At 58.6% G+C, this 18,292-nt stretch carries 15 protein-coding genes; 8 read left to right on the top strand and 7 right to left on the bottom strand.

Annotation, left to right across the window (positions count from 1 at the left end; translation table 11 throughout):
* The first annotated feature begins 5 nt into the window (after nucleotides 1-5).
* The 3 genes from ABRP66_RS07305 to ABRP66_RS07295 are packed head-to-tail and all read left to right on the top strand — an operon-like array spanning nucleotide 6 to nucleotide 2,576.
* Nucleotides 6-824, top strand: a complete 819-nt coding sequence (locus ABRP66_RS07305; RefSeq protein WP_349838524.1) for a GDSL-type esterase/lipase family protein — start codon at nucleotides 6-8, stop codon at nucleotides 822-824.
* Between the two features lie 52 nt (nucleotides 825-876).
* Entirely contained in the window at nucleotides 877-1,962 is a 1,086-nt protein-coding gene (locus ABRP66_RS07300; RefSeq protein ID WP_284770763.1) for an S-(hydroxymethyl)mycothiol dehydrogenase, read from the top strand.
* Nucleotides 1,962-2,576, top strand: coding sequence for an MBL fold metallo-hydrolase (locus ABRP66_RS07295; protein ID WP_284770764.1), 615 nt, complete (start codon nucleotides 1,962-1,964; stop codon nucleotides 2,574-2,576). The genes ABRP66_RS07300 and ABRP66_RS07295 overlap by 1 nt, the downstream gene beginning before the upstream one ends.
* On the opposite strand, the gene rfbA is transcribed toward ABRP66_RS07295, so the two are convergent.
* The 6 genes from rfbA to ABRP66_RS07265 all read right to left on the bottom strand — a co-directional run bounded on the left by rfbA (nucleotide 2,573) and on the right by ABRP66_RS07265 (nucleotide 10,106).
* Nucleotides 2,573-3,421, bottom strand: coding sequence for a glucose-1-phosphate thymidylyltransferase RfbA (rfbA, locus tag ABRP66_RS07290; RefSeq protein ID WP_284783188.1), 849 nt, complete (start codon nucleotides 3,419-3,421; stop codon nucleotides 2,573-2,575). The two genes, ABRP66_RS07295 and rfbA, sit on opposite strands and share 4 nt — an antisense overlap.
* A gap of 2 nt (nucleotides 3,422-3,423) precedes the next feature.
* The gene (gene rfbD, locus ABRP66_RS07285; protein WP_284770766.1) at nucleotides 3,424-4,800 is read right to left on the bottom strand and encodes a dTDP-4-dehydrorhamnose reductase; all 1,377 of its coding nucleotides are present in this window, start codon (nucleotides 4,798-4,800) and stop codon (nucleotides 3,424-3,426) included.
* 2 nt (nucleotides 4,801-4,802) lie between these two features.
* Nucleotides 4,803-5,807 (bottom strand): dTDP-glucose 4,6-dehydratase, encoded by a 1,005-nt coding sequence (rfbB, locus tag ABRP66_RS07280; RefSeq protein ID WP_284770767.1) that lies wholly within the window; start codon nucleotides 5,805-5,807, stop codon nucleotides 4,803-4,805.
* 134 nt (nucleotides 5,808-5,941) lie between these two features.
* Nucleotides 5,942-7,498, bottom strand: a complete 1,557-nt coding sequence (locus tag ABRP66_RS07275) for an HNH endonuclease signature motif containing protein (RefSeq protein WP_284770768.1) — start codon at nucleotides 7,496-7,498, stop codon at nucleotides 5,942-5,944.
* A gap of 163 nt (nucleotides 7,499-7,661) precedes the next feature.
* The gene (locus ABRP66_RS07270) at nucleotides 7,662-8,987 is read right to left on the bottom strand and encodes a M1 family metallopeptidase (RefSeq protein WP_284785482.1); all 1,326 of its coding nucleotides are present in this window, start codon (nucleotides 8,985-8,987) and stop codon (nucleotides 7,662-7,664) included.
* A gap of 39 nt (nucleotides 8,988-9,026) precedes the next feature.
* Complete coding sequence (locus ABRP66_RS07265) at nucleotides 9,027-10,106, bottom strand: alpha/beta hydrolase (protein ID WP_284783180.1); 1,080 nt, start codon at nucleotides 10,104-10,106, stop codon at nucleotides 9,027-9,029.
* A gap of 645 nt (nucleotides 10,107-10,751) precedes the next feature.
* On the opposite strand from ABRP66_RS07265, the gene lpdA reads away from it, so the two are divergent.
* On the top strand, nucleotides 10,752-12,164 hold the full coding sequence (gene lpdA, locus ABRP66_RS07260) for a dihydrolipoyl dehydrogenase (RefSeq protein WP_005276561.1): 1,413 nt from the start codon (nucleotides 10,752-10,754) through the stop codon (nucleotides 12,162-12,164).
* Nucleotides 12,165-12,255: 91 nt separating this feature from the next.
* On the opposite strand, the gene ramB is transcribed toward lpdA, so the two are convergent.
* Nucleotides 12,256-13,665 (bottom strand): acetate metabolism transcriptional regulator RamB, encoded by a 1,410-nt coding sequence (gene ramB, locus ABRP66_RS07255; protein WP_284770771.1) that lies wholly within the window; start codon nucleotides 13,663-13,665, stop codon nucleotides 12,256-12,258.
* Nucleotides 13,666-14,037: 372 nt separating this feature from the next.
* Here ramB and ABRP66_RS07250 point away from each other — a divergent pair, with 372 nt between their 5' ends.
* Genes ABRP66_RS07250 through ABRP66_RS07235 form a run of 4 tightly spaced genes read left to right on the top strand, consistent with a single transcriptional unit; the run spans nucleotide 14,038 to nucleotide 18,004 of the window.
* Complete coding sequence (locus ABRP66_RS07250; protein WP_284770772.1) at nucleotides 14,038-14,793, top strand: succinate dehydrogenase cytochrome b subunit; 756 nt, start codon at nucleotides 14,038-14,040, stop codon at nucleotides 14,791-14,793.
* Between the two features lie 15 nt (nucleotides 14,794-14,808).
* Complete coding sequence (locus ABRP66_RS07245) at nucleotides 14,809-16,824, top strand: fumarate reductase/succinate dehydrogenase flavoprotein subunit (protein WP_284770773.1); 2,016 nt, start codon at nucleotides 14,809-14,811, stop codon at nucleotides 16,822-16,824.
* A complete protein-coding gene (locus ABRP66_RS07240; RefSeq protein WP_284628488.1) occupies nucleotides 16,824-17,573 on the top strand; it encodes a succinate dehydrogenase/fumarate reductase iron-sulfur subunit in 750 nt (249 codons plus the stop codon). Before ABRP66_RS07245 ends, ABRP66_RS07240 begins: the two co-directional genes overlap by 1 nt.
* Before the next feature lie 56 nt (nucleotides 17,574-17,629).
* Nucleotides 17,630-18,004 carry a hypothetical protein gene (locus ABRP66_RS07235; RefSeq protein WP_005276566.1) on the top strand — a complete coding sequence of 125 codons (375 nt, stop codon included), beginning with the start codon at nucleotides 17,630-17,632 and terminating at the stop codon, nucleotides 18,002-18,004.
* Nucleotides 18,005-18,292 lie beyond the last annotated feature (288 nt).

The following is an 18,292-nucleotide window of genomic DNA, read 5'->3' as shown; positions in this document are numbered from 1 at the left end:
TCTCAATGAAATCTATAAAACTCAAGGCATTTTCGGTCGTCGCTTCCGCGATTGCGGTGGTGGGCGTGGCGGTAGCGGCGCCGCAGGCTAGCGCGGCAGAGCGCAATCTCGTTTCCTTCGGTGACTCGGTCATGGCGGATCCGAACGGCGGGGAATACTTGAAGGACCGCTTCAATCCAACGCGGGTAATCGGGGAAAACTGCCCCACCTCCTTCAACTATGCGAAGCGGGCCGGCGCCAAGATGGGGCTGCCGGTGCGCGATTTCTCCTGCTCCGGTGCGGTGTCGATGTCCAATGGCCCGCAGATCTGGCAGCAGGTGGATGCCGCCATCGGATCGGGCGCGCTGACCCCAGATACCGCGCGCGTACTGATTACCACCGGCTTCAACGACACCTATAACCACCGCGAACTGAACATGGATCAGATTCGCCGGGAATTTACGGACCGCACCGCCCCGCAGATTGAACGGATTAAGCACGCCGCACCGAATGCCCGCATCCAGATCGTGGGCTACCCCACCATCGGTTCGGGGCCGCACTACTGCCTTGTTCACGTTGGCCCGACGCCGCTGGATTCGACCTTCCTGCCCATGGTTCAGGACTACGAAAACAAGGCGCAGTGGATGCAGGTTGATCTGGCGGCCCGCACGGGCGTGCAATTCCTGGACATGAAGCCATCGACCCGCAATAACGGCATGTGCGCCAATGCGAATGACCGCATGTGGGCAGGTCTCGTGGACTTTACGGCGGGCGCGGGCAACTTGCCCATCCACATGAACCAGCGCGGCCACGAGCACGCGGCCAACGTGATTGCGGCTTCCTAGCAACCATTTTCATTACCGCGGCCATATTGAAAATGTAGGTATGGTTGTGGACATGACTGTAAAAGCTGTTATTGCCCGCTCTAAAGGCGCGGAAGTTGAGACCGTAAATATCGTCGTTCCCGAGCCCGGCCCCAATGACGTCATCGTGCGGGTGCAGGCCTGCGGTGTATGCCACACAGACTTGGCCTACCGCGATGGTGACATCGAGGACGCTTTCCCCTTCCTGCTGGGCCACGAGGCGGCAGGCGTGGTGGAGACCGTAGGTTCTGCGGTCACCCACGTGGAGGAGGGCGATTTCGTCGTCCTGAACTGGCGCGCAGTATGCGGCGAGTGTCGCGCTTGCAAGAAGGGCGAGCCCAAGTACTGCTTCAATACCCACAACGCTTCCAAGGCCATGACCTTGGAGGACGGCACCGAGCTCACCCCTGCGCTGGGCATCGGTTCTTTCGCGGAGAAGACCTTGGTCCACGAGGGCCAGTGCACCAAGGTTGATGAGATGGATCCTGCCGCTGCTGGCCTGTTGGGCTGCGGCATCATGGCTGGCCTGGGCGCTTCCGTCAACACCGGCGATATCCAGCTGGGCGAGTCCGTAGCCATCTTCGGCTGCGGCGGTGTCGGTGTGGCAGCGATTGCTGGTGCGAAGCTGGCGGGCGCGGCGAAGATCATCGCCGTAGACATTGATGAGTCCAAGCTGGAGACGGCGCGCGAGTTCGGTGCCACCGACACCATTTGCTCGAAGGGCATGTCGGAGCAGGAGGTTATCGATGCGGTGCGCGATCTCACGGGCGGCTTCGGCACGGATGTTTCCATCGACGCGGTGGGCATCCAGCCGACGTGGCGCCAGGCCTTCTACTCCCGCGATCACGCCGGCCGCATGGTGATGGTGGGCGTGCCTAACCTGACCGACCACGTGGACATCCCGGCCATCGACCTTTACGGCCGCGGCGGTTCCATCAAGCCGGCTTGGTACGGCGACTGCTTGCCGGAGCGTGACTTCCCCGCATACGTTGCCCTGCACAAGGCCGGCAACTTCCCGCTGGATAAGTTTGTTTCTGAGCGCATCGCGCTTGACGATGTCGAGTCTGCCTTCCAAACTATGAAGGACGGCAAGGTACTACGTTCGGTGGTGGAATTTTAATGCAGATTGAAAGCACGGTAACTTCCGGAAAGTTCCGTTTGGACGGCGGCGAATGGGACGTGGACAATAACGTCTACGTGCTTGGCGATGCCTCCAGTGTCTACATCGTCGACCCTTCCCACGACCTCGATGCCGTGGCAGAGTTGGTGGGCGATCGCAAGGTTGAGGGCATCATCTTGACCCACGGCCACAACGATCACTGCGAGCTCGCGCCGGAAGCAGCAAAGCGCTTTGATGCGGATGTCTACATGCACCCGGACGATGACATGCTGTGGCAAGAGGCCAATGGCGATGCCCACTACATCGACCTAGCCGATAACGGCCAGTTCGACATCAACGGTGAGAAGATCACTGTCTACCACACCCCGGGCCACTCGCCGGGCTGTGTTGTCCTCTACGTCGATGGCACGCTTTTGTCTGGCGATACCCTGTTTAACGGCGGCCCTGGCGCAACGGGGCGCAAGTACTCGGACTTCGATGTGATCATCGAATCCCTGCGCAACGTCGTATTCAATTTGCCGGATGATACGAAGGTCTTGCCGGGCCACGGCGATGCCACGACGGTGGGCGCGGAAGCGGCGCGCATCGACGAGTACATCGAGCGTGGCTACTAAAAATCGCGCAAGTACTCTCCGTAGCCGGATTTGAGGAGGGGCTGGGCTAGCGCTTCCAGCTCCGCCTGGGAAATGAATCCGGCTTCGTAGGCCGCTACCTCGGGGGAACCGATGATGATGCCCGTTCTTTTCTGCATCACCTCTACGTAGGCGGCGGCCTCGCTCATGGAATCGACGGTGCCGGTATCCAGCCAAACACTACCGCGGTGGAGGCGCTGCACACTTAGCGCGCCGCGGCGCAGGTAGGCCTCGTTGATGGAGGTAATCTCGAGCTCCCCGCGATCGCTTGGCGTGATGGACTTAGCGATATCGATGACAGAATTATCGTAGAAATACAGCCCGACGACGGCATGATTAGATCGCGGCTCGGCCGGCTTTTCTTCAATGCTGAGCGCTTGGCCCGCCTGGTCGAATTCGACGACGCCGTAGCGCTGTGGATCCGATACCTCATAGGCAAAGATGATGCCGCCCTCTGGATTGCGGCACTGGCTTAGTTCCCCGCCGAAGCCGTGGAAGATATTATCGCCGAGGACCAGCGCAACGCTGTCATCACCAATGAAATCCTCCCCGATCAAAAAGGCCTGCGCCAACCCTTCTGGGCGGGCCTGCACGGCGTAATCGATCATCAACCCGAGCTGGGATCCATCCCCAAAGAGCCTTTGAAAGGCCCCAGCGTCTTCTGGGGTGGTGATGATGAGGATCTCCCGAATGCCAGCTTGGATGAGCGTAGTCAACGGATAGTAGATCATCGGCTTGTCATAGATGGGCAAGAGCTGCTTAGAGATGCCCTTAGTGATGGGATAAAGCCGCGTTCCGGATCCGCCGGCAAGGATAATGCCTTTCATCGTTACTCCTCGCTGGCCTTGCTGGGTTCGCTGGGGTACAGTGCGAGATACAAGGCCAGGGCGGCCCGCCAATTTTGCGGCGAAAATCCCGTGGCCTCGATTTTATCTAGGGCAAGCGTTGATTCTTTGGGCCGTGGTGCCTCGGGGCCGGCGATTTCCCGATACTGTTCGGTGCTTACCGGCGTGACCTCTGATGGGTCATGGCCCAAGCCGATGAATACGGACATCGCCATTTCATCGCGCCCGACGGTATCGCCGGAATTGGAGATATTATAAATCCCGTACTCGGGCCGGGTGCGCAAGAGATGCGCTATGCCCTTGGCCAAATCCTCAGCGAAGGTGGGGCGCCCGCGCTGGTCATGAATGACCTTCGGCTCCTTATCCGCTTCGGCGAAGCGGCGCATGGTGGCGATGAAATTCGGGCCATCGCCAAACACCCACGAGGTGCGCACAACATAATGCTGCGGTGCAGTCTGAGCGGCGGTTTCACCAGCAGCCTTCGACGCCCCGTAGGCGGATAGGGGCGAGGGGATCTCGTCTTCAGTGTGCAGCTCATTGGATCCATCGAAGATGTAGTCGCTGGATACGTGTACGAAGGTCAGCTGGTTTTCGGCAGCGATGCGGGCGAGTTTGGCTGGCGCCTCGGCGTTTACGGCCCAGGCGGCGGCGCGATCGTCCTCGGCGCCATTGACGTCGTTGTAGGCGGCGCAGTTGATGATGGCTTCGTATTGTTTCCACTGGCGCTGCGGGGGATTGGTGATGTCGAACTCCGTGCGGGTACAGAACTCGGCATTCTTGAGGACCCGTTTCAGCGCCCGGCCAAGCTGACCATTCGCACCGGTCACGAGGATTTTGCGGGGTGGCATGGGCTCTACATCTGCAAGCGCTGGCAGTTGCTTGTCTTTTTCTGAAACCTCGCGTGGTTCGAGGGGCCACTCCACAGCGTCGAGGTTGGTTCCGGTATAGCGTGCCTCGGGGGACCAATGCTCGTTAACCAGGTAGGAGTAGGAAGTTTCCTCGAGGGCTTGAAAACCATTGGCAACCCCGCGGGGCACAAATACGGCGGTCTCTGGCCCCACTTCATGGGTGACAATTTCGCCGAAGGTTGCGGAACCTTCCCGTAGATCGCACCAGGCACCAAAGATCTTGCCGTGCGCGACGGAGATGAGCTTGTCCCAAGGCTCAGCGTGCAGCCCGCGCGTGGCACCGGTGCGGTTATAAGAAATATTATTTTGCACCGGCTGGAACGAAGCCAGATCTGGTGCGGCCTTAGCAAGCTTTTCGCGCTGCCAGTTCTCCTTGAACCAGCCACGGTTATCTCCGTGTACGTCCAACTCAATGATGCTTAGGCCTTCAATGGCGGTGTTGTGTACCTGCATAATTACTGTCCTTGCTCTTTATAGCGGGCTTCTACAGAATCCTTTTGTGAGCGCCACCAAGTTTCGTTATCGCGATACCAGGCGATGGCATCTTCTAGTCCCGCCCGGATATCGGTATAACGGGGCTGCCAATCCAATTCGCGGCGCAGCTTGGAAGCATCCATGGCATAGCGCTGGTCGTGGCCGGGGCGGTCAGCTACGTGCTCGTACAGAGCCCGACCTCCTTGGGTATGTCCCATGATTTCGCAGATCATCTCGATGATGCGCTTATTATCGATGTCCGGCTGGTCAGCGCCGATATTATACGTCTCACCAATTCGCCCTTCCTCGATGATTTTTAGCACTGCCGCGTTGTGATCGTCGACGTGGATCCAGTCGCGCACCTGCTCACCCGTGCCATAGAGCTTAGGCGTATGCCCGGAAAGGATATTGGTGATTTGGCGCGGAATGAACTTTTCGATGTGTTGGTAAGGCCCATAATTATTCGAGCAATTAGAAATGGTGGCGCGCAGGCCAAAGGATCGGACCCATGCCCGCACGAGGTGATCGGAGCTCGCCTTGGTGGCCGAATAAGGGCTGGAGGGCGCATAGGCGGTTTCCTCAGTGAACTTGGTATGCGCCCCAATTTCTAAGTCCCCGAAGACCTCATCGGTAGAAACGTGGTGAAAGTGAACATCGCATGCCCGGCACGCCTCCAGAAGGGTATAGGTACCCACCACATTGGTCTGGATAAACGGGGAGGGATCCCGCAGGGAATTATCATTATGGGACTCGGCGGCGAAGTGCACGACGATATCCGCCTTGGCGACGAGCGGATTCACCACCGTAGCATCCGCGATATCGCCCTCCACTAATTCCACATCGATCCCCGCAAGATTATCCCGGTTGCCGGCATAGGTCAGCTTATCCAGAACAGTGATGCGGGTATCTGGGCGCACCTTGGCCATGAGGCGCACGAAATTGGCGCCGATGAAGCCGGCGCCGCCAGTAACGAGCATGGTGTGCATGAGTCTCCAGTGTAGGGCAGTCCGTAAAAGCTCTGCGCGTGGACAGTCCCAAAATGCTTGTACACGCACTTCTAGGCCGCACGACATGATCGTACGGCCCGAAAGCACGGTAGAGGGTGGGTAGTAGGGCATGGTCACGCTGCGCCGGGAGGTGGCGGACTAGGTGGTGAGTTCGTCCCGGAAGTGGATGGCGAATCGGCCGGGAAACTGGGTGGTGAATCCACCGGTTCATGAGGCTGAGCAGGCGGGTCGGTGAGCTTGCGCGCCGGGGCTTGCTCCGCAGCGGGGGAGTCATTGAGCTCTACCGAGGGGGAAAGACCTCCGGTATGCGCCGAGCGATAACCCACCCGGCCCGTTTCCGGGTCTCTTTCCGCATGCCCCATGCCATTACGGCCATCGCGGTTATCGTTATTGTCCACGTGATGTCGGCGGCATAACAGGGTCAGGTTCCGGAGGTCTGTAGCTCCCCCGTGGGACCACGCCTGCAGGTGGTGAACATCGCAGTCTTGCCACGGCCGGTTGCAGTCTGGGTGGGTGCATACGATTTCACTGGCGGCGAGCGCCAGCTTTTGCCACAGCGAAGCGGTGCGCTTGGTGCGCCCGAGCTCGAGCGGGAAGCCCTTGTCATCAACGGCGCAGAAAAAGTCGTGCTGCGCGGCGCCCAAGCGGAGAAGATCGAGCGGGGATAGGTCGATTCCCACGCTCGTGGTAAAGCGGGTGTCACTGCTCATCGCTTGTAGCTCTTCAAGAGTGGTGGCGACGAAGAAGGAACCGAGACCGTCCGATTTCTTTTGGCCTGCGGACAAGTAGCTCCCCAGTGCCGCAGTCAACTGATCTGCCATGCGCTGGGCATAGGTGCGCGTATCGTCTTCGGGACTCAGGCTTTCGCTGCCCTTATTCTTGGCAGGGGCGAAAGCGCTGGCCAAGACAGCGGCGGCGGAGGCATCGAGGTAACCGGAGATGTGCACGCCACCGTCTGCATCTTGGTTAGAAATGCTGAACCGGCGCTTGCGGGTAGCCGCGTGTGGGTCGCGCTTCCCAGAGGGATCGACGGCATGCTTATTCGCCTTGCGGATAGCCTGCCGCAGCCAATCGCGCAGGGACTCATAGGAGCGGCGTTTAGCCTCCTCTAGAGCCTTATTGCGCAGCTCCCGCGGCCCAGGAACCGCGAACTTATTGAGGTTACGCAGCTCCCGTTCGATGAGGTTGAGGATGCGCTCTGGGATAGGGTCTTCCTCGAAGAGCTTCTTGCGGCGCTGTTCTTCCGCGCGGCGCTCACGTTCGGCGCGGCGGCGCGCTTCCTCCTCGGCTTTCTTTTGCGCGGCCGCGTCTGCCTCGTCGTCTGCTGGCGGGGGAGTAGGTTCAGGATCCTCGATGGGTGCAAAGAGGTTCTTGCCGTTGCGCAGGCGTGCGGCGGCTTCGGACTCCGTGAGGCCAAGGCGGGCGACTAAATAGTCCTTAGCCTTAGAGGAGCCGACCCGCCTGCCGGCATCATCGCGCTCTGCAATAAAGGCAAAGGCGGCATCGATAGTGGATTTATTGCCCAGCGCCCGTTCTAAATGCTCGAAGTTAGGGTGGAGCAATTCGAAGGAGAGATCGTCCGGATTCTGCATAAGGTTGCGCAGGCGCGTAAGCCCCGCAGCCACATCAGAAATCGCTGAATTGATTTCTGTATGCTTAGCAGTTTCCATGGTTCCCTCCTTCCTGTTTCGCTTTCATGTTCTATTCTAGGTCAATAAAACACCAGCGCAACCGCAAGAAAGGAATTGGTCAATAGACTGTACATTCCCCACTAGAATGGGCTCAGCCACAACCAAACACGCCCAAAACGCACCTAAAACGCAACCAAAACCACTAGTCCGGAAACTTGGGCAACGCGGTTTCATCGAGCCATGCGGCAACGGTGGCATCGAAAAGAGCTGCGTCCGGCGCAGCCTCCCGGAAGGACGAGAGAAGATCGGAGGGCTGAACCACGGAGTGTTGATGCTGGGTGAGGTAGGAGGTGAGGGCGGGGAAGAAGGCATCGCCAAGCAGCCGGTGAATGGCGTGCACCGCGAGGGCCCCGCGCTTGTACACGCGGTCATCGAACATATCGCGCGCACCGGGATCAGAAACCTTGATGTCTTGGCGCTTGCGCATCAGAACTTGGTAATGCGAGCGCGCCGCCTCGCGCGCGGAGGAGGCACCCTTGTGCTCACCCCACAACCACTCGCTGTAGCAGGCAAAACCCTCATTGAGCCAAATATCCTTCCATGCAGAAAGGCCAACGGAATTGCCAAACCATTGGTGGGAAAGCTCGTGTGCGATGAGTCGCTCGAAGGCGTGATCGCCTTTCACATGGTTGGAACCAAAAATGGACAGGCCCTGGGCCTCGAGGGGGATTTCCAGCTCATCCTCGGTAATGACGACCTGATAGGCGGGGAAAGGATAAGGCCCGTAGATAGAGGAGAAGAAATCCACCATCTCTTGCTGCCGGGAGAATTCTTCGCGCACGCGCTCGCGCAAGAACGCCGGCGCCCACGCCTGGGTATCAGCTCCCAGCGAATAAGAAGAAAACTCGCCTACCTGCACCGTTGCGAGGTACGTGGCCATGGGGTGGCGTGTGCGGTAGTGCCACCGAGTGGTGGAACCGCCGGCCTTGCGGGAGACCAATTCGCCATTGGAAATGACGGTAAAGGGGCTATCGGCGGTGATGATGATGTCATACGTCGCCTTCTCTGAAGGCGTGTCATCGCACGGGAACCAGCTGGGCGCGCCATTGGGCTGGCTGGCCACCAAAGAGCCGGATTCGGTTTCCTCCCAGCCAATTTCGCCCCACGTGGTGCGGATGGGGCGCGGGCTGCCGCCATAGCGAATGTGCAGCTCAAACTCAATCCCGCCAGGAATCTCGTCTGCAAAACGCAGACGCAGCTTCCCCGAAGATTGGCGGAATTTAGCCACCCGCGGCGCGTGCTTGGCGGTCACTCGCCGGGCCACCATCGCCCCGCCGAGGTCCAATGTTAAGGAGGTCAGCTCTTCCACCGCGCGCACGCTTAAAATGGCCTCACCCTGCAACAGGTTTGGCTCCACGCGGTAGTTCAAGTCCAGCGTGTAGTGGGTGACTTCAAAACCAAGGTTGAAGTCCACGCCGGTATAAGGATCAGTATGCGCACGCGAAAAGGCGGTAGGAAGCAATGTCATAATATTGCGATCCTACCGCCCGTCAGGCAAAGCCTAAATTTAGCTATTGAATGCCTTCTCGAATACTTGCCAAGAATCCTTCAGATCCTGGTTCCAGTGCGGCCACGAGTGGGTTCCGGTATTGCGGAAGTTAAAGGTGGCTGGCACGCCGGCCTGGTCAAGCTTGGCCTTGAAATTGTGGGTGCAGTAATTTACCCCGGCCTCGATGGCTCCGCCTTCAATCTGCAGGGTGGCGGATCCCTGCGCTGCCTGTAGCGGATTGTAGCCCTTGGATTGGATATAGGAGAACGTATCTTCCTCGCCGGCCAAGCCAGAACCGGAAGAAATGTATAGCTCGGTACCGCGTAGCTTCTCAGCGTTCATCATGGCGTCGTTGTAACGGTTGGTCTCGGAGCCGTACGGACCCCACATTTGATCCACGCTGCCGCCGCCGCGGTTGACCGTCAACTCTACGCCCTTGCGTTCCAGTGGGTAAGCGGTAGCGGCACAACCGGCGTAGGAGCCCACTGCATCGTAGAAGCCCTGGTTGTGTTGGGCTAGCAGCAGGGAAGAGGTGGCGGACATGGACATGCCGGCAATGGCGCGGTGGTTATCCGCGTTGATGTGCTTTTCAATGGCACCCGGCAGCTCCTTGGTAAGGAAGGTTTCCCACTTTTGCGGTCCCTGCAGGAATTCTGAATTCGGCTCAGAGATCCAGTCGGTGTAGTAGGAGAACGCACCGGCCTGCGGGACTACGACGTTCACGTCCTTTTCGTGGTAGAAATCAACGGCATCAGAAAGCTTTAGCCAGTCCATGTCTTGCTCTGCTCCGCCTGCGCCATTGAGCAGGTAAATGGTTGGGCGGTTTTCGCTCTTGGCGCGGATGACGGCTAGCGGAATCTTCCGGTCATTCATTGCCGGCGAGGTTGCCTCGAGCGTTTCAACGCGCGCGTCGTCCTTGTACTTCTTGTACCAGGACTTACCCTCGATCTCCGGGGTAGGTTCCAGCGGGGAAATCGTGGACTGTGCGGCATCGCCCGCTACCTGCTGCGGGGTGAGCTCGGCTGCGCCCGCCACGGGGGCATAAGCTAAGCCCGTGCAAACCGCAGCTGCCGCGAGGATAGAATTAAGACGCTTCATGGTGCTTCTTTCCAGTGGGGAGTGGACTCGATAACTATACTTCGGCCGCGAAAAATCGGCATGTTGAGGGAAGTATATTCAGTATTCCTACATGTAGACCTAACCATTAATACTGCCCAATAAATGCTTGCCGGTAAAGACTTTCACTGATGTGGGGGAGTAGCGGGGGTAGGCATACCTTCATTGCCTTTTCCGCTATCAATGATAAGTAACGCTGTGACAACTGAGGTTTCTATGTCATAATTTCCCAATGAAGCACAGCGTGACGTGGTTGGCGCCTGTAATAACATCAGTAGCGGCTGCGTTAGTGCTTTTAGTGTGAAAAGCTAAGCAGCGAGATTGTGTACTCGCGCCCCATCAAGAGAAAGAACAGCAATGAACCTTTTTGATTCCGCCCTCGTGTCCTTCAATGAATTCATTGGGCCATTCATCCACTCTGCAATGGATGCATATTCCACGCTGCTAGCATCCTTGGGCGTGATTTAAGTCCACGAATGCTTAAGGGCCCTGCGGAGGTGCATCTGCTGCTTGCCGATGCCCCCTTTGCAGGGCCCTTTCCTTCTCCTCACCGCCGCATGGGGTGGGGTGCCCCCAAGTGTGACCAATTACGCGACATTGAGGACAAAGTTACGTATCCTGTAGGGCGTGACTAACGAACATTATGACGTAGTAGTACTCGGTGCGGGCCCTGGCGGCTACGTTGCCGCCATCCGCGCAGCTCAGCTTGGAAAGAAAGTCGCTGTTATTGAAAAGCAGTACTGGGGCGGAGTCTGCCTCAACGTAGGCTGTATTCCCTCCAAGTCGCTGCTGAAGAATGCAGAAGTCGCCCACACCTTCAACCACGAGGCGAAGGCTTTTGGCATCTCCGGCGATGTTTCCTTTGATTTCGGTGTAGCCCACAAGCGTTCCCGCAAGGTTTCTTCGGGCATCGTCAAGGGCGTTCACTACCTGATGAAGAAGAACAAGATCACCGAGATCAACGGTCTGGGTTCCTTCAAGGACGATAAGACCATTGAGATTACTGAGGGCGATGATGAGGGTAAGACCGTTACCTTTGATGACTGCATCATCGCTACCGGTTCCGTGGTCAAGTCCCTGCCTGGAGTTGAGCTCGGCGGCAATATCGTCTCCTATGAAGAGCAGATCCTGAACGAGGAAGCACCGAAGTCCATGGTCATCGTGGGCGCCGGCGCCATCGGCATGGAGTTTGCTTACGTGCTGGCCAATTACGGTGTGGACGTTACCATCGTGGAGTTTATGGACCGCGTCCTGCCGAACGAGGACAAGGACGTATCCAAGGAGATTGCCAAGCAGTATAAGAAGCTCGGCGTTAAACTCCTGACCGGTTACAAGACCACCTCTGTGAAGGACAACGGCGACGATGTCACCGTTGAGGTGGAATCCAAGGACGGTTCCAAGCAGGACACCCTGACCGTGGATCGCGCCATGATCTCCATCGGCTTCGCCCCACGCGTTGAGGGCTTTGGCCTTGAGAACACTGGCGTTGAGCTGACTGAGCGCGGTGCCATCGACATCGATGACCGTATGCGTACCAACGTTGACCACATTTACGCCATCGGTGACGTCACCGCGAAGCTGCAGCTGGCACACGTGGCAGAGGCACAGGGCGTCGTGGCGGCAGAAACCATTGCTGATGCAGAAACCCAGCTCTTGGGTGACTACAACAACATGCCGCGCGCTACCTTCTGTAACCCGCAGGTCGCATCCTTTGGCTACACCGAAGAGGCAGCCAAGGAGAAGTTCCCGGATAAGGACATCAAGGTTGCTACCTTCCCGTTCTCCGCAAACGGTAAGGCAGCCGGCCTGAATGAGACCGCTGGCTTTGTCAAGCTTATTGCTGACGGCGAGTTCGGCGAGCTCATCGGTGGACACATGGTGGGCTCTAACGTTTCGGAGCTCTTGCCTGAGCTGACCTTGGCGCAGCGTTTCGACCTGACCACTGAGGAAATCGGCCGCAACGTACACACCCACCCGACCTTGTCTGAGGCCATGAAGGAAGCCGCCGAGGGCATCAGCGGCCACATGATCAACCTCTAAACAAGCGCCCCTATACCGCATAACGGCACCGCAGCGTTCTCCAGAAAGGAGGACCGCGGTGCCGTTTCGCTGTGTGCGGCTAAAAGCCCAGCTAGTAAGGCGCGACCGCCGAGCGGTGGATATCGATATCGATCGCCTCGTTGATGGGCGGGAAAGCGCGCTGCGAGCAGTTTTCCCGGGCGCAGGTCCGACACCCTGGACCGATGGGGGTGGCTGCGTGGAGATTGGTGAGGTCAAGGCCCTCCGCATAGACCGTGCGGTCGGCATGGCGGGCCTCGCAGCCTAAGCCAATGGCGAAGAGCTTATTAGTATCGCCATAGCGTCCTTGGTGGTGCTGCACGGCGCGGGAAATCCACAGGTAGTTGCGGCCATCGGGCATCTGCGCGAGCTGGCGCGAAATGACCCCCGGGCGGGTGAAGGTCTCGTAGATATTCCACAGTGGGCAGGTGCCGCCGTTATTGGAAAAGTGCACGCCGGTGGCGGATTGCCGCTTGGACATATTGCCTGCACGATCCACGCGCACGAAGGTAAAGGGAATGCCGCGCAGGTTATCGCGCTGTAGGGTGGAGAGCCGGGATGCGACTGTCTCATATCCCACGCCGAAGACCTGGCACAGATACTCCACGTCGTAGCCGGCGCGCTCGGCTTCGCTGTGCATCATGGCATAGGGCATGAGCGTGGCGGCGGCGAAGTAGCTGGCCAGGCCGCGTTGCGCCAGGCTGCGGGAGGCATCAGAGGTAAAGGGCTCATCGGCCACCAGCGCGGAGATCTGGTCTTGGGCCTCGAGCAGGCCGAGCTCGGCGGCCATGCGGAAGGCGCGTTGGCCCTCGCTCAGGCGCGAGGCGAGCGTGAACTGCCCGCTCTCGCGGTCAAAGCGGTGCAGCGTGCCATCCATCTGCGCCGTCAGCTCGATTTCTACGCCGTGTTCCTCGCGCAGCCGGTTTGCCAGCGCCTGCTCGGTATCGCGAATGCCGAACCCAGAAACGGCGAGTTCACCGGCAAGTTCCTCCGCGCGGTGATCCAGCCCGTCCAGGTAATTCTGACGGGCGTAGAAGAAGTCGCGCACCTCATCGTGTGGCATGGATAAGGCAGCTGCGCTTTCCGATGTCCTCCTCGTATCCGTAGCCAGCGACAGCTTATCGCGCACATTGCGATAGCGACGGTGTACATCGACAAGCGTGCGGGCAACGGTGGGGTGGTTATACACCAGCTCCGAAAGCTCCTGCAGTTCCACTGGGGAAGGGCACAGTTCCTTGTCTTGGATGACGTCCTGGATCTCTGCGAGGAGGCGGGAATCATCATCGCGGGAGAAAAACGTGGCATCGACGCCAAAGACCTCGGTAATGCGCAGGAGAACCGGCACGGTCAGCGGGCGGACGTCGTGTTCAATCTGGTTGACGTAACTGGCGGAAAGGCCGAGGGTGCCAGCTAGGGAGGCTTGGCTGAGATCGCGTTCACGGCGAAGCTGGCGAAGGCGAGAGCCCACATACGTCTTACTCATGCGCCAAAGATTACTAGTAGAAAGCGCGCGTGTGCATCTTTATGGCGAAAATTTTGTGAAGACTCTTCGCTACCTGGACACCGGGTTTGTGGGGTTTCATGCGAAAGTTTGACACATAAAGGGGTGGGTTAATCACTCGCGTAACACGGAGTGGTGAAGCTCACAGTTTGGTTCATAAATATGAAACATCTGTATTGCGTAAATGAAGGTGGCCAAGGTGACAGCGTTTTCGCATTCTTGTTCTCAGGATACCCTTACCTAAAAGATCTCACCGCCTGATCGTGCCTGCGAACCAGGAGCGAATGGCTGCTCGAAAATAACTAGTAACCAGCGGTTAAGCCCGGTTAAGGTAAGTACGACTATGGAGGTGTCATGACTTTAAGAAATCCGGACCGTGAGGCAATTGCTCACGGCCACATCACTAATGAACCAATTCGTCAGAATTCCGGAACGCCATCGTGGGTACTGAAGCTCATCATGGCCGTCACCGGTTTGCTCTTTGCGCTTTTCGTGGTCGGCCACATGGCCGGCAACCTGAAGCTGTACATGCCGGCACACAACGGTGAGCCCGCACTGGATGAGTACGGCGAGTTCCTGCGCTCGATGGGTGAACCGCTGCTGCCGCACGGCTCTGCCCTGTGGATCATCCGCATCGTGCTGATCGTGGCAATCCTTGCCCACATCTACGGTGCCTTTACCTTGGCTTCCCGCTCCAAGGCATCCCGCGGCAAGTTCAAGCGCACCAACCTGATGGGTGGCCTGGATTCCTTCGCCACCAAGTCCATGCTGGTGACCGGTGTAGTGCTGCTGCTCTTCATCATCTTCCACCTGCTGGACCTCACCTTGGGCGTACAGCCGATGGCCCCAGAGGGCTTCGTTGAAGGCTCTGTCAAGGCCAATATGATCGAAACCTTTAGCCGTTGGCCGGTCACAATCTTCTACGTGCTGGCAATGTGCTGCCTCTTCCTGCACCTGACCCACGGCATCCGCCTCGCCGCATCTGACCTGGGTATCACCGGTGCAAAATGGCGTCAGACCTTCTTGGTCTTGGCGTACATCATCCCGGCCGTTGTATGCATCGGCAACATCGTTATGCCTTTGTCCGTTGCCCTGGGCTTGGTCAGCTAAAGGAGATAGGAACCCATGACTACTACTGAACTCAAGCGTGAACACCCCAACTTCTCGCACCCAAAGTCCAGCGTTGAGGGCGTCTCCGCTGGTAATATCCTGGAATCCCAGGAACCGCACGGCGTGCCGATGAAGGATATGTGGGCTCACCACGTTGACCACATGAACCTGGTCTCCCCACTGAACCGCCGCAAGTTCGAGGTCCTCGTTGTAGGTACCGGCTTGTCCGCGGGTGCTGCTGCGGCAGCCCTTGGTGAATTGGGCTACGGCGTCAAGGTCTTTACCTACCACGACTCCCCGCGCCGCGCGCACTCCATTGCTGCGCAGGGTGGTGTCAACGCCTCCCGCGCCAAGAAGGTGGATAACGACTCCGCTTACCGCCACACCAAGGACACCGTGAAGGGCGGCGACTACCGTTGCCGCGAGTCCGACTGCTGGCGCCTGGCTAACGAGTCCGTTCGCGTTATTGACCACATGAACGCCATCGGCGCCCCGTTCGCCCGTGAGTACGGCGGCACCCTGGCCACCCGTTCCTTCGGTGGTGTGCAGGTCTCCCGTACCTACTACACCCGTGGCCAAACAGGTCAGCAGCTGCAGTTGTCCACGACCTCTGCACTGTACCGTCAGATCGGCCTGGGCAATGTGGAGCTTTTTGCCCACAACGATATGCAGGACATCATCACCTACGAGGAAAACGGCAAGAAGCGCGCGGGCGGCATCGTTACCCGCAACCTGATTACCGGTGAGCTCAAGGCCTTCACGGGCCACGCCGTCATCCTGGGTACCGGTGGTTACGGCAACGTTTACCACATGTCCACCCTGGCAAAGAACTCCAACGCCAGCGCCATGATGCGTGCTTATGACAAGGGCGCTTACCTGGCTTCCCCGGCGTTCGTGCAGTTCCACCCGACGGGCCTGCCGGTCAACTCCGATTGGCAGTCCAAGACCATTTTGATGTCGGAGTCCCTGCGTAACGATGGCCGCATCTGGTCGCCCAAGGAAGAGGGCGATGACCGCGACCCCAACACCATTCCGGATGAAGAGCGCGACTACTTCTTGGAGCGCCGCTACCCGGCCTTCGGTAACTTGGTCCCCCGCGACGTTGCCTCCCGTGCAATCTCGCAGCAGATTAACAAGGGCCTGGGCGTTGGACCGCTGAAGAACTCGGTCTACCTTGACTTCCGTGACGCAATCGAGCGTCTGGGTAAGGATAAGATCCGCGAGCGTTACTCCAACCTCATTCAGATGTATGAAGAGGCCATTGGTGAGTCCGCGTACGAGACCCCAATGCGCATCGCTCCTACCTGCCACTTCACCATGGGCGGCCTGTGGACCGACTTCAACGAGATGACCTCTATTGACGGCCTCTTCGCCGCCGGTGAGTGCTCCTGGACCTACCACGGCGCTAACCGCCTGGGCGCTAACTCCCTGCTTTCGGCTTCCGTTGACGGCTGGTTCACCTTGCCGTTTACCATCCCGAACTACTTGGCTGACCACCTCAACGAGGACAAGCTGGCCGAGGATTCCGCTGAGGCACAGGAAGCCGTGCAGAAGTCCCAGGAGCGCATCGATAAGCTGATGCAGGTCCACGGCGATGACCCGCACGGTCCGTCCCACTACCACCGCCAGCTGGGTGATCTGCTGTACTTCGGCTGCGGTGTGTCCCGTAACGTCGAGGACCTGAAGGACACCATCGAGAAGATCCGCGCCCTGCGCGATGACTTCTGGAAGAACGTCCGCATCCCTGGTGAGGCGAATGACATGAACCAAGTCCTGGAATACGGCCTGCGCGTTGCCGATTACCTGGACCTGGGTGAGCTCATGTGCATCGACGCCCTTGACCGCGATGAGTCTTGCGGCGCTCACTTCCGCGAAGATCACCTTTCTGAAGAAGGCGAAGCCGAGCGTGACGATGAGAACTGGTGCTTCGTTTCCGCCTGGGAGCCGGGCGAGAACAAGAACGAGTTCATCCGCCACGCAGAACCCCTGTACTTTGACTCGATCCCGCTGATGACAAGGAACTACAAGTAATGAAATTGACACTTGAGATCTGGCGTCAAGCCGGACCCACCCAGGAAGGTAAATTCGAAACCGTCCGGGTGGATGATGCCTCCGAGCAGATGTCCATTCTGGAGCTATTGGACCACGTCAACGAAGGCTACATTGAGCGCGGCGAAGAGCCCTTCGCTTTCGCCTCTGACTGCCGCGAGGGCATCTGCGGTACCTGTGGTTTGACCGTCAACGGTCGCCCACACGGCCCTGGTCAGAACACCCCTGCCTGCCAGCAGCGCCTGTTCAACTTCAACGATGGCGACACCATCCAGCTGGAGCCCTTCCGCTCCGCTGCGTACCCCGTCATCAAGGACATGGTGGTTGACCGCTCCGCACTGGACCACGTGATGGAGCAGGGCGGTTACGTATCCATGGATGCCGGCACCGCACCGGATGCCGATACCATGCACATCAACCACGAGACCGCCGAGTACTCGCTGGACCACGCCGCCTGCATTGGTTGCGGTGCCTGCGTTGCTGCCTGCCCGAACGGTGCGGCACACCTGTTCACCGGTGCCAAGCTGGTTCACCTGTCCATGATGCCGCTGGGCAAAGAAGAGCGCGGCAGCCGTGCTCGCAACATGGTTGCTGATTTGGAATCCAACTTCGGCCACTGCTCCCTCTACGGTGAGTGCGCCGATGTCTGCCCGGCTGGCGTCCCACTGACTGCAGTATCTGCCGTTACCCGCGAACGTGCACGTGCTGCTTTCCGTGGCAAGGACGACTAAGCTAGAGTTATTCCGTAGGAATACTAGGAACGAGAGAAAGACAGAAAGACTCCGCCATGAGCGATAACACCCACGTAGTTGCTGACTACCAGAGCGAAACGTATCCGGAGTTCTCCGGCAAGATTCAGGACAACTACATCGAAGGCTACGACCCAGTATCCTTCGCAGCTCCTCACTCTTCCCTTCTCCGCACCTCCACGTGGGTCGGCATGGGCTTGATCCTGTCTTGCCTGCCAGCAGCCGGCATCCTCATCTGGGGCCTCGGCGTGTGGGACACCCCGCTGGGCACCGCAGGTGAAGGCAACTACGGTCTGACCATCGCCATCGGCGTCATTTCCCTGGTTGTGGTGGCCATCGCCGCCGCCGGCACCATTCACTATGGGCGCCGCTACTACCGCCAGTACCGCAAGGAAACCGGCCGAGTTAACTAGTATTCGCTCTTAAAGCACCTCCAGCCCCGCCTCCAACAGCATTGAGAACATGCCAGGAGGCGGGGCTGTTCCTGTTTTGACGGGGAGCATGCGCTTTCCGATGCCCCTAGCTTCCCCACACCCCGGATCCGCTCGAGCTTGAACCGGGCCCCTGTTTGGTGGACACCTGATATCTAGCCCAGTCGCGCTGGAAAGAAAGGTAATCTACTATCATGTCCAGGTACTGAGAACAGTTCAAACGCGATGCCGTGGCCCTCTATGAGAACAATGAGGACCTCTCGCTGAACA

It is taken from the genome of Corynebacterium sp. KPL2680 (assembly GCF_040225675.1).
Classification (GTDB): domain Bacteria; phylum Actinomycetota; class Actinomycetes; order Mycobacteriales; family Mycobacteriaceae; genus Corynebacterium; species Corynebacterium rhinophilum.
This window is presented reverse-complemented; position numbering and strand designations above follow the sequence as displayed.

Excerpts from the sequence above, each read along its gene's own strand:
- ABRP66_RS07305 (WP_349838524.1), top strand. The coding sequence starts at position 6 with ATGAAATCTATAAAACTCAAGGCATTTTCGGTCGTCGCTTCCGCGATT.
- ABRP66_RS07300 (WP_284770763.1), top strand. The coding sequence starts at position 877 with ATGACTGTAAAAGCTGTTATTGCCCGCTCTAAAGGCGCGGAAGTTGAG.
- ABRP66_RS07295 (WP_284770764.1), top strand. The coding sequence starts at position 1,962 with ATGCAGATTGAAAGCACGGTAACTTCCGGAAAGTTCCGTTTGGACGGC.
- rfbA (WP_284783188.1), bottom strand. The coding sequence starts at position 3,421 with ATGAAAGGCATTATCCTTGCCGGCGGATCCGGAACGCGGCTTTATCCC.
- rfbD (WP_284770766.1), bottom strand. The coding sequence starts at position 4,800 with ATGCAGGTACACAACACCGCCATTGAAGGCCTAAGCATCATTGAGTTG.
- rfbB (WP_284770767.1), bottom strand. The coding sequence starts at position 5,807 with ATGCACACCATGCTCGTTACTGGCGGCGCCGGCTTCATCGGCGCCAAT.
- ABRP66_RS07275 (WP_284770768.1), bottom strand. The coding sequence starts at position 7,498 with ATGGAAACTGCTAAGCATACAGAAATCAATTCAGCGATTTCTGATGTG.
- ABRP66_RS07270 (WP_284785482.1), bottom strand. The coding sequence starts at position 8,987 with ATGACATTGCTTCCTACCGCCTTTTCGCGTGCGCATACTGATCCTTAT.
- ABRP66_RS07265 (WP_284783180.1), bottom strand. The coding sequence starts at position 10,106 with ATGAAGCGTCTTAATTCTATCCTCGCGGCAGCTGCGGTTTGCACGGGC.
- ramB (WP_284770771.1), bottom strand. The coding sequence starts at position 13,665 with ATGAGTAAGACGTATGTGGGCTCTCGCCTTCGCCAGCTTCGCCGTGAA.
- ABRP66_RS07250 (WP_284770772.1), top strand. The coding sequence starts at position 14,038 with ATGACTTTAAGAAATCCGGACCGTGAGGCAATTGCTCACGGCCACATC.
- ABRP66_RS07245 (WP_284770773.1), top strand. The coding sequence starts at position 14,809 with ATGACTACTACTGAACTCAAGCGTGAACACCCCAACTTCTCGCACCCA.
- ABRP66_RS07240 (WP_284628488.1), top strand. The coding sequence starts at position 16,824 with ATGAAATTGACACTTGAGATCTGGCGTCAAGCCGGACCCACCCAGGAA.
- ABRP66_RS07235 (WP_005276566.1), top strand. The coding sequence starts at position 17,630 with ATGAGCGATAACACCCACGTAGTTGCTGACTACCAGAGCGAAACGTAT.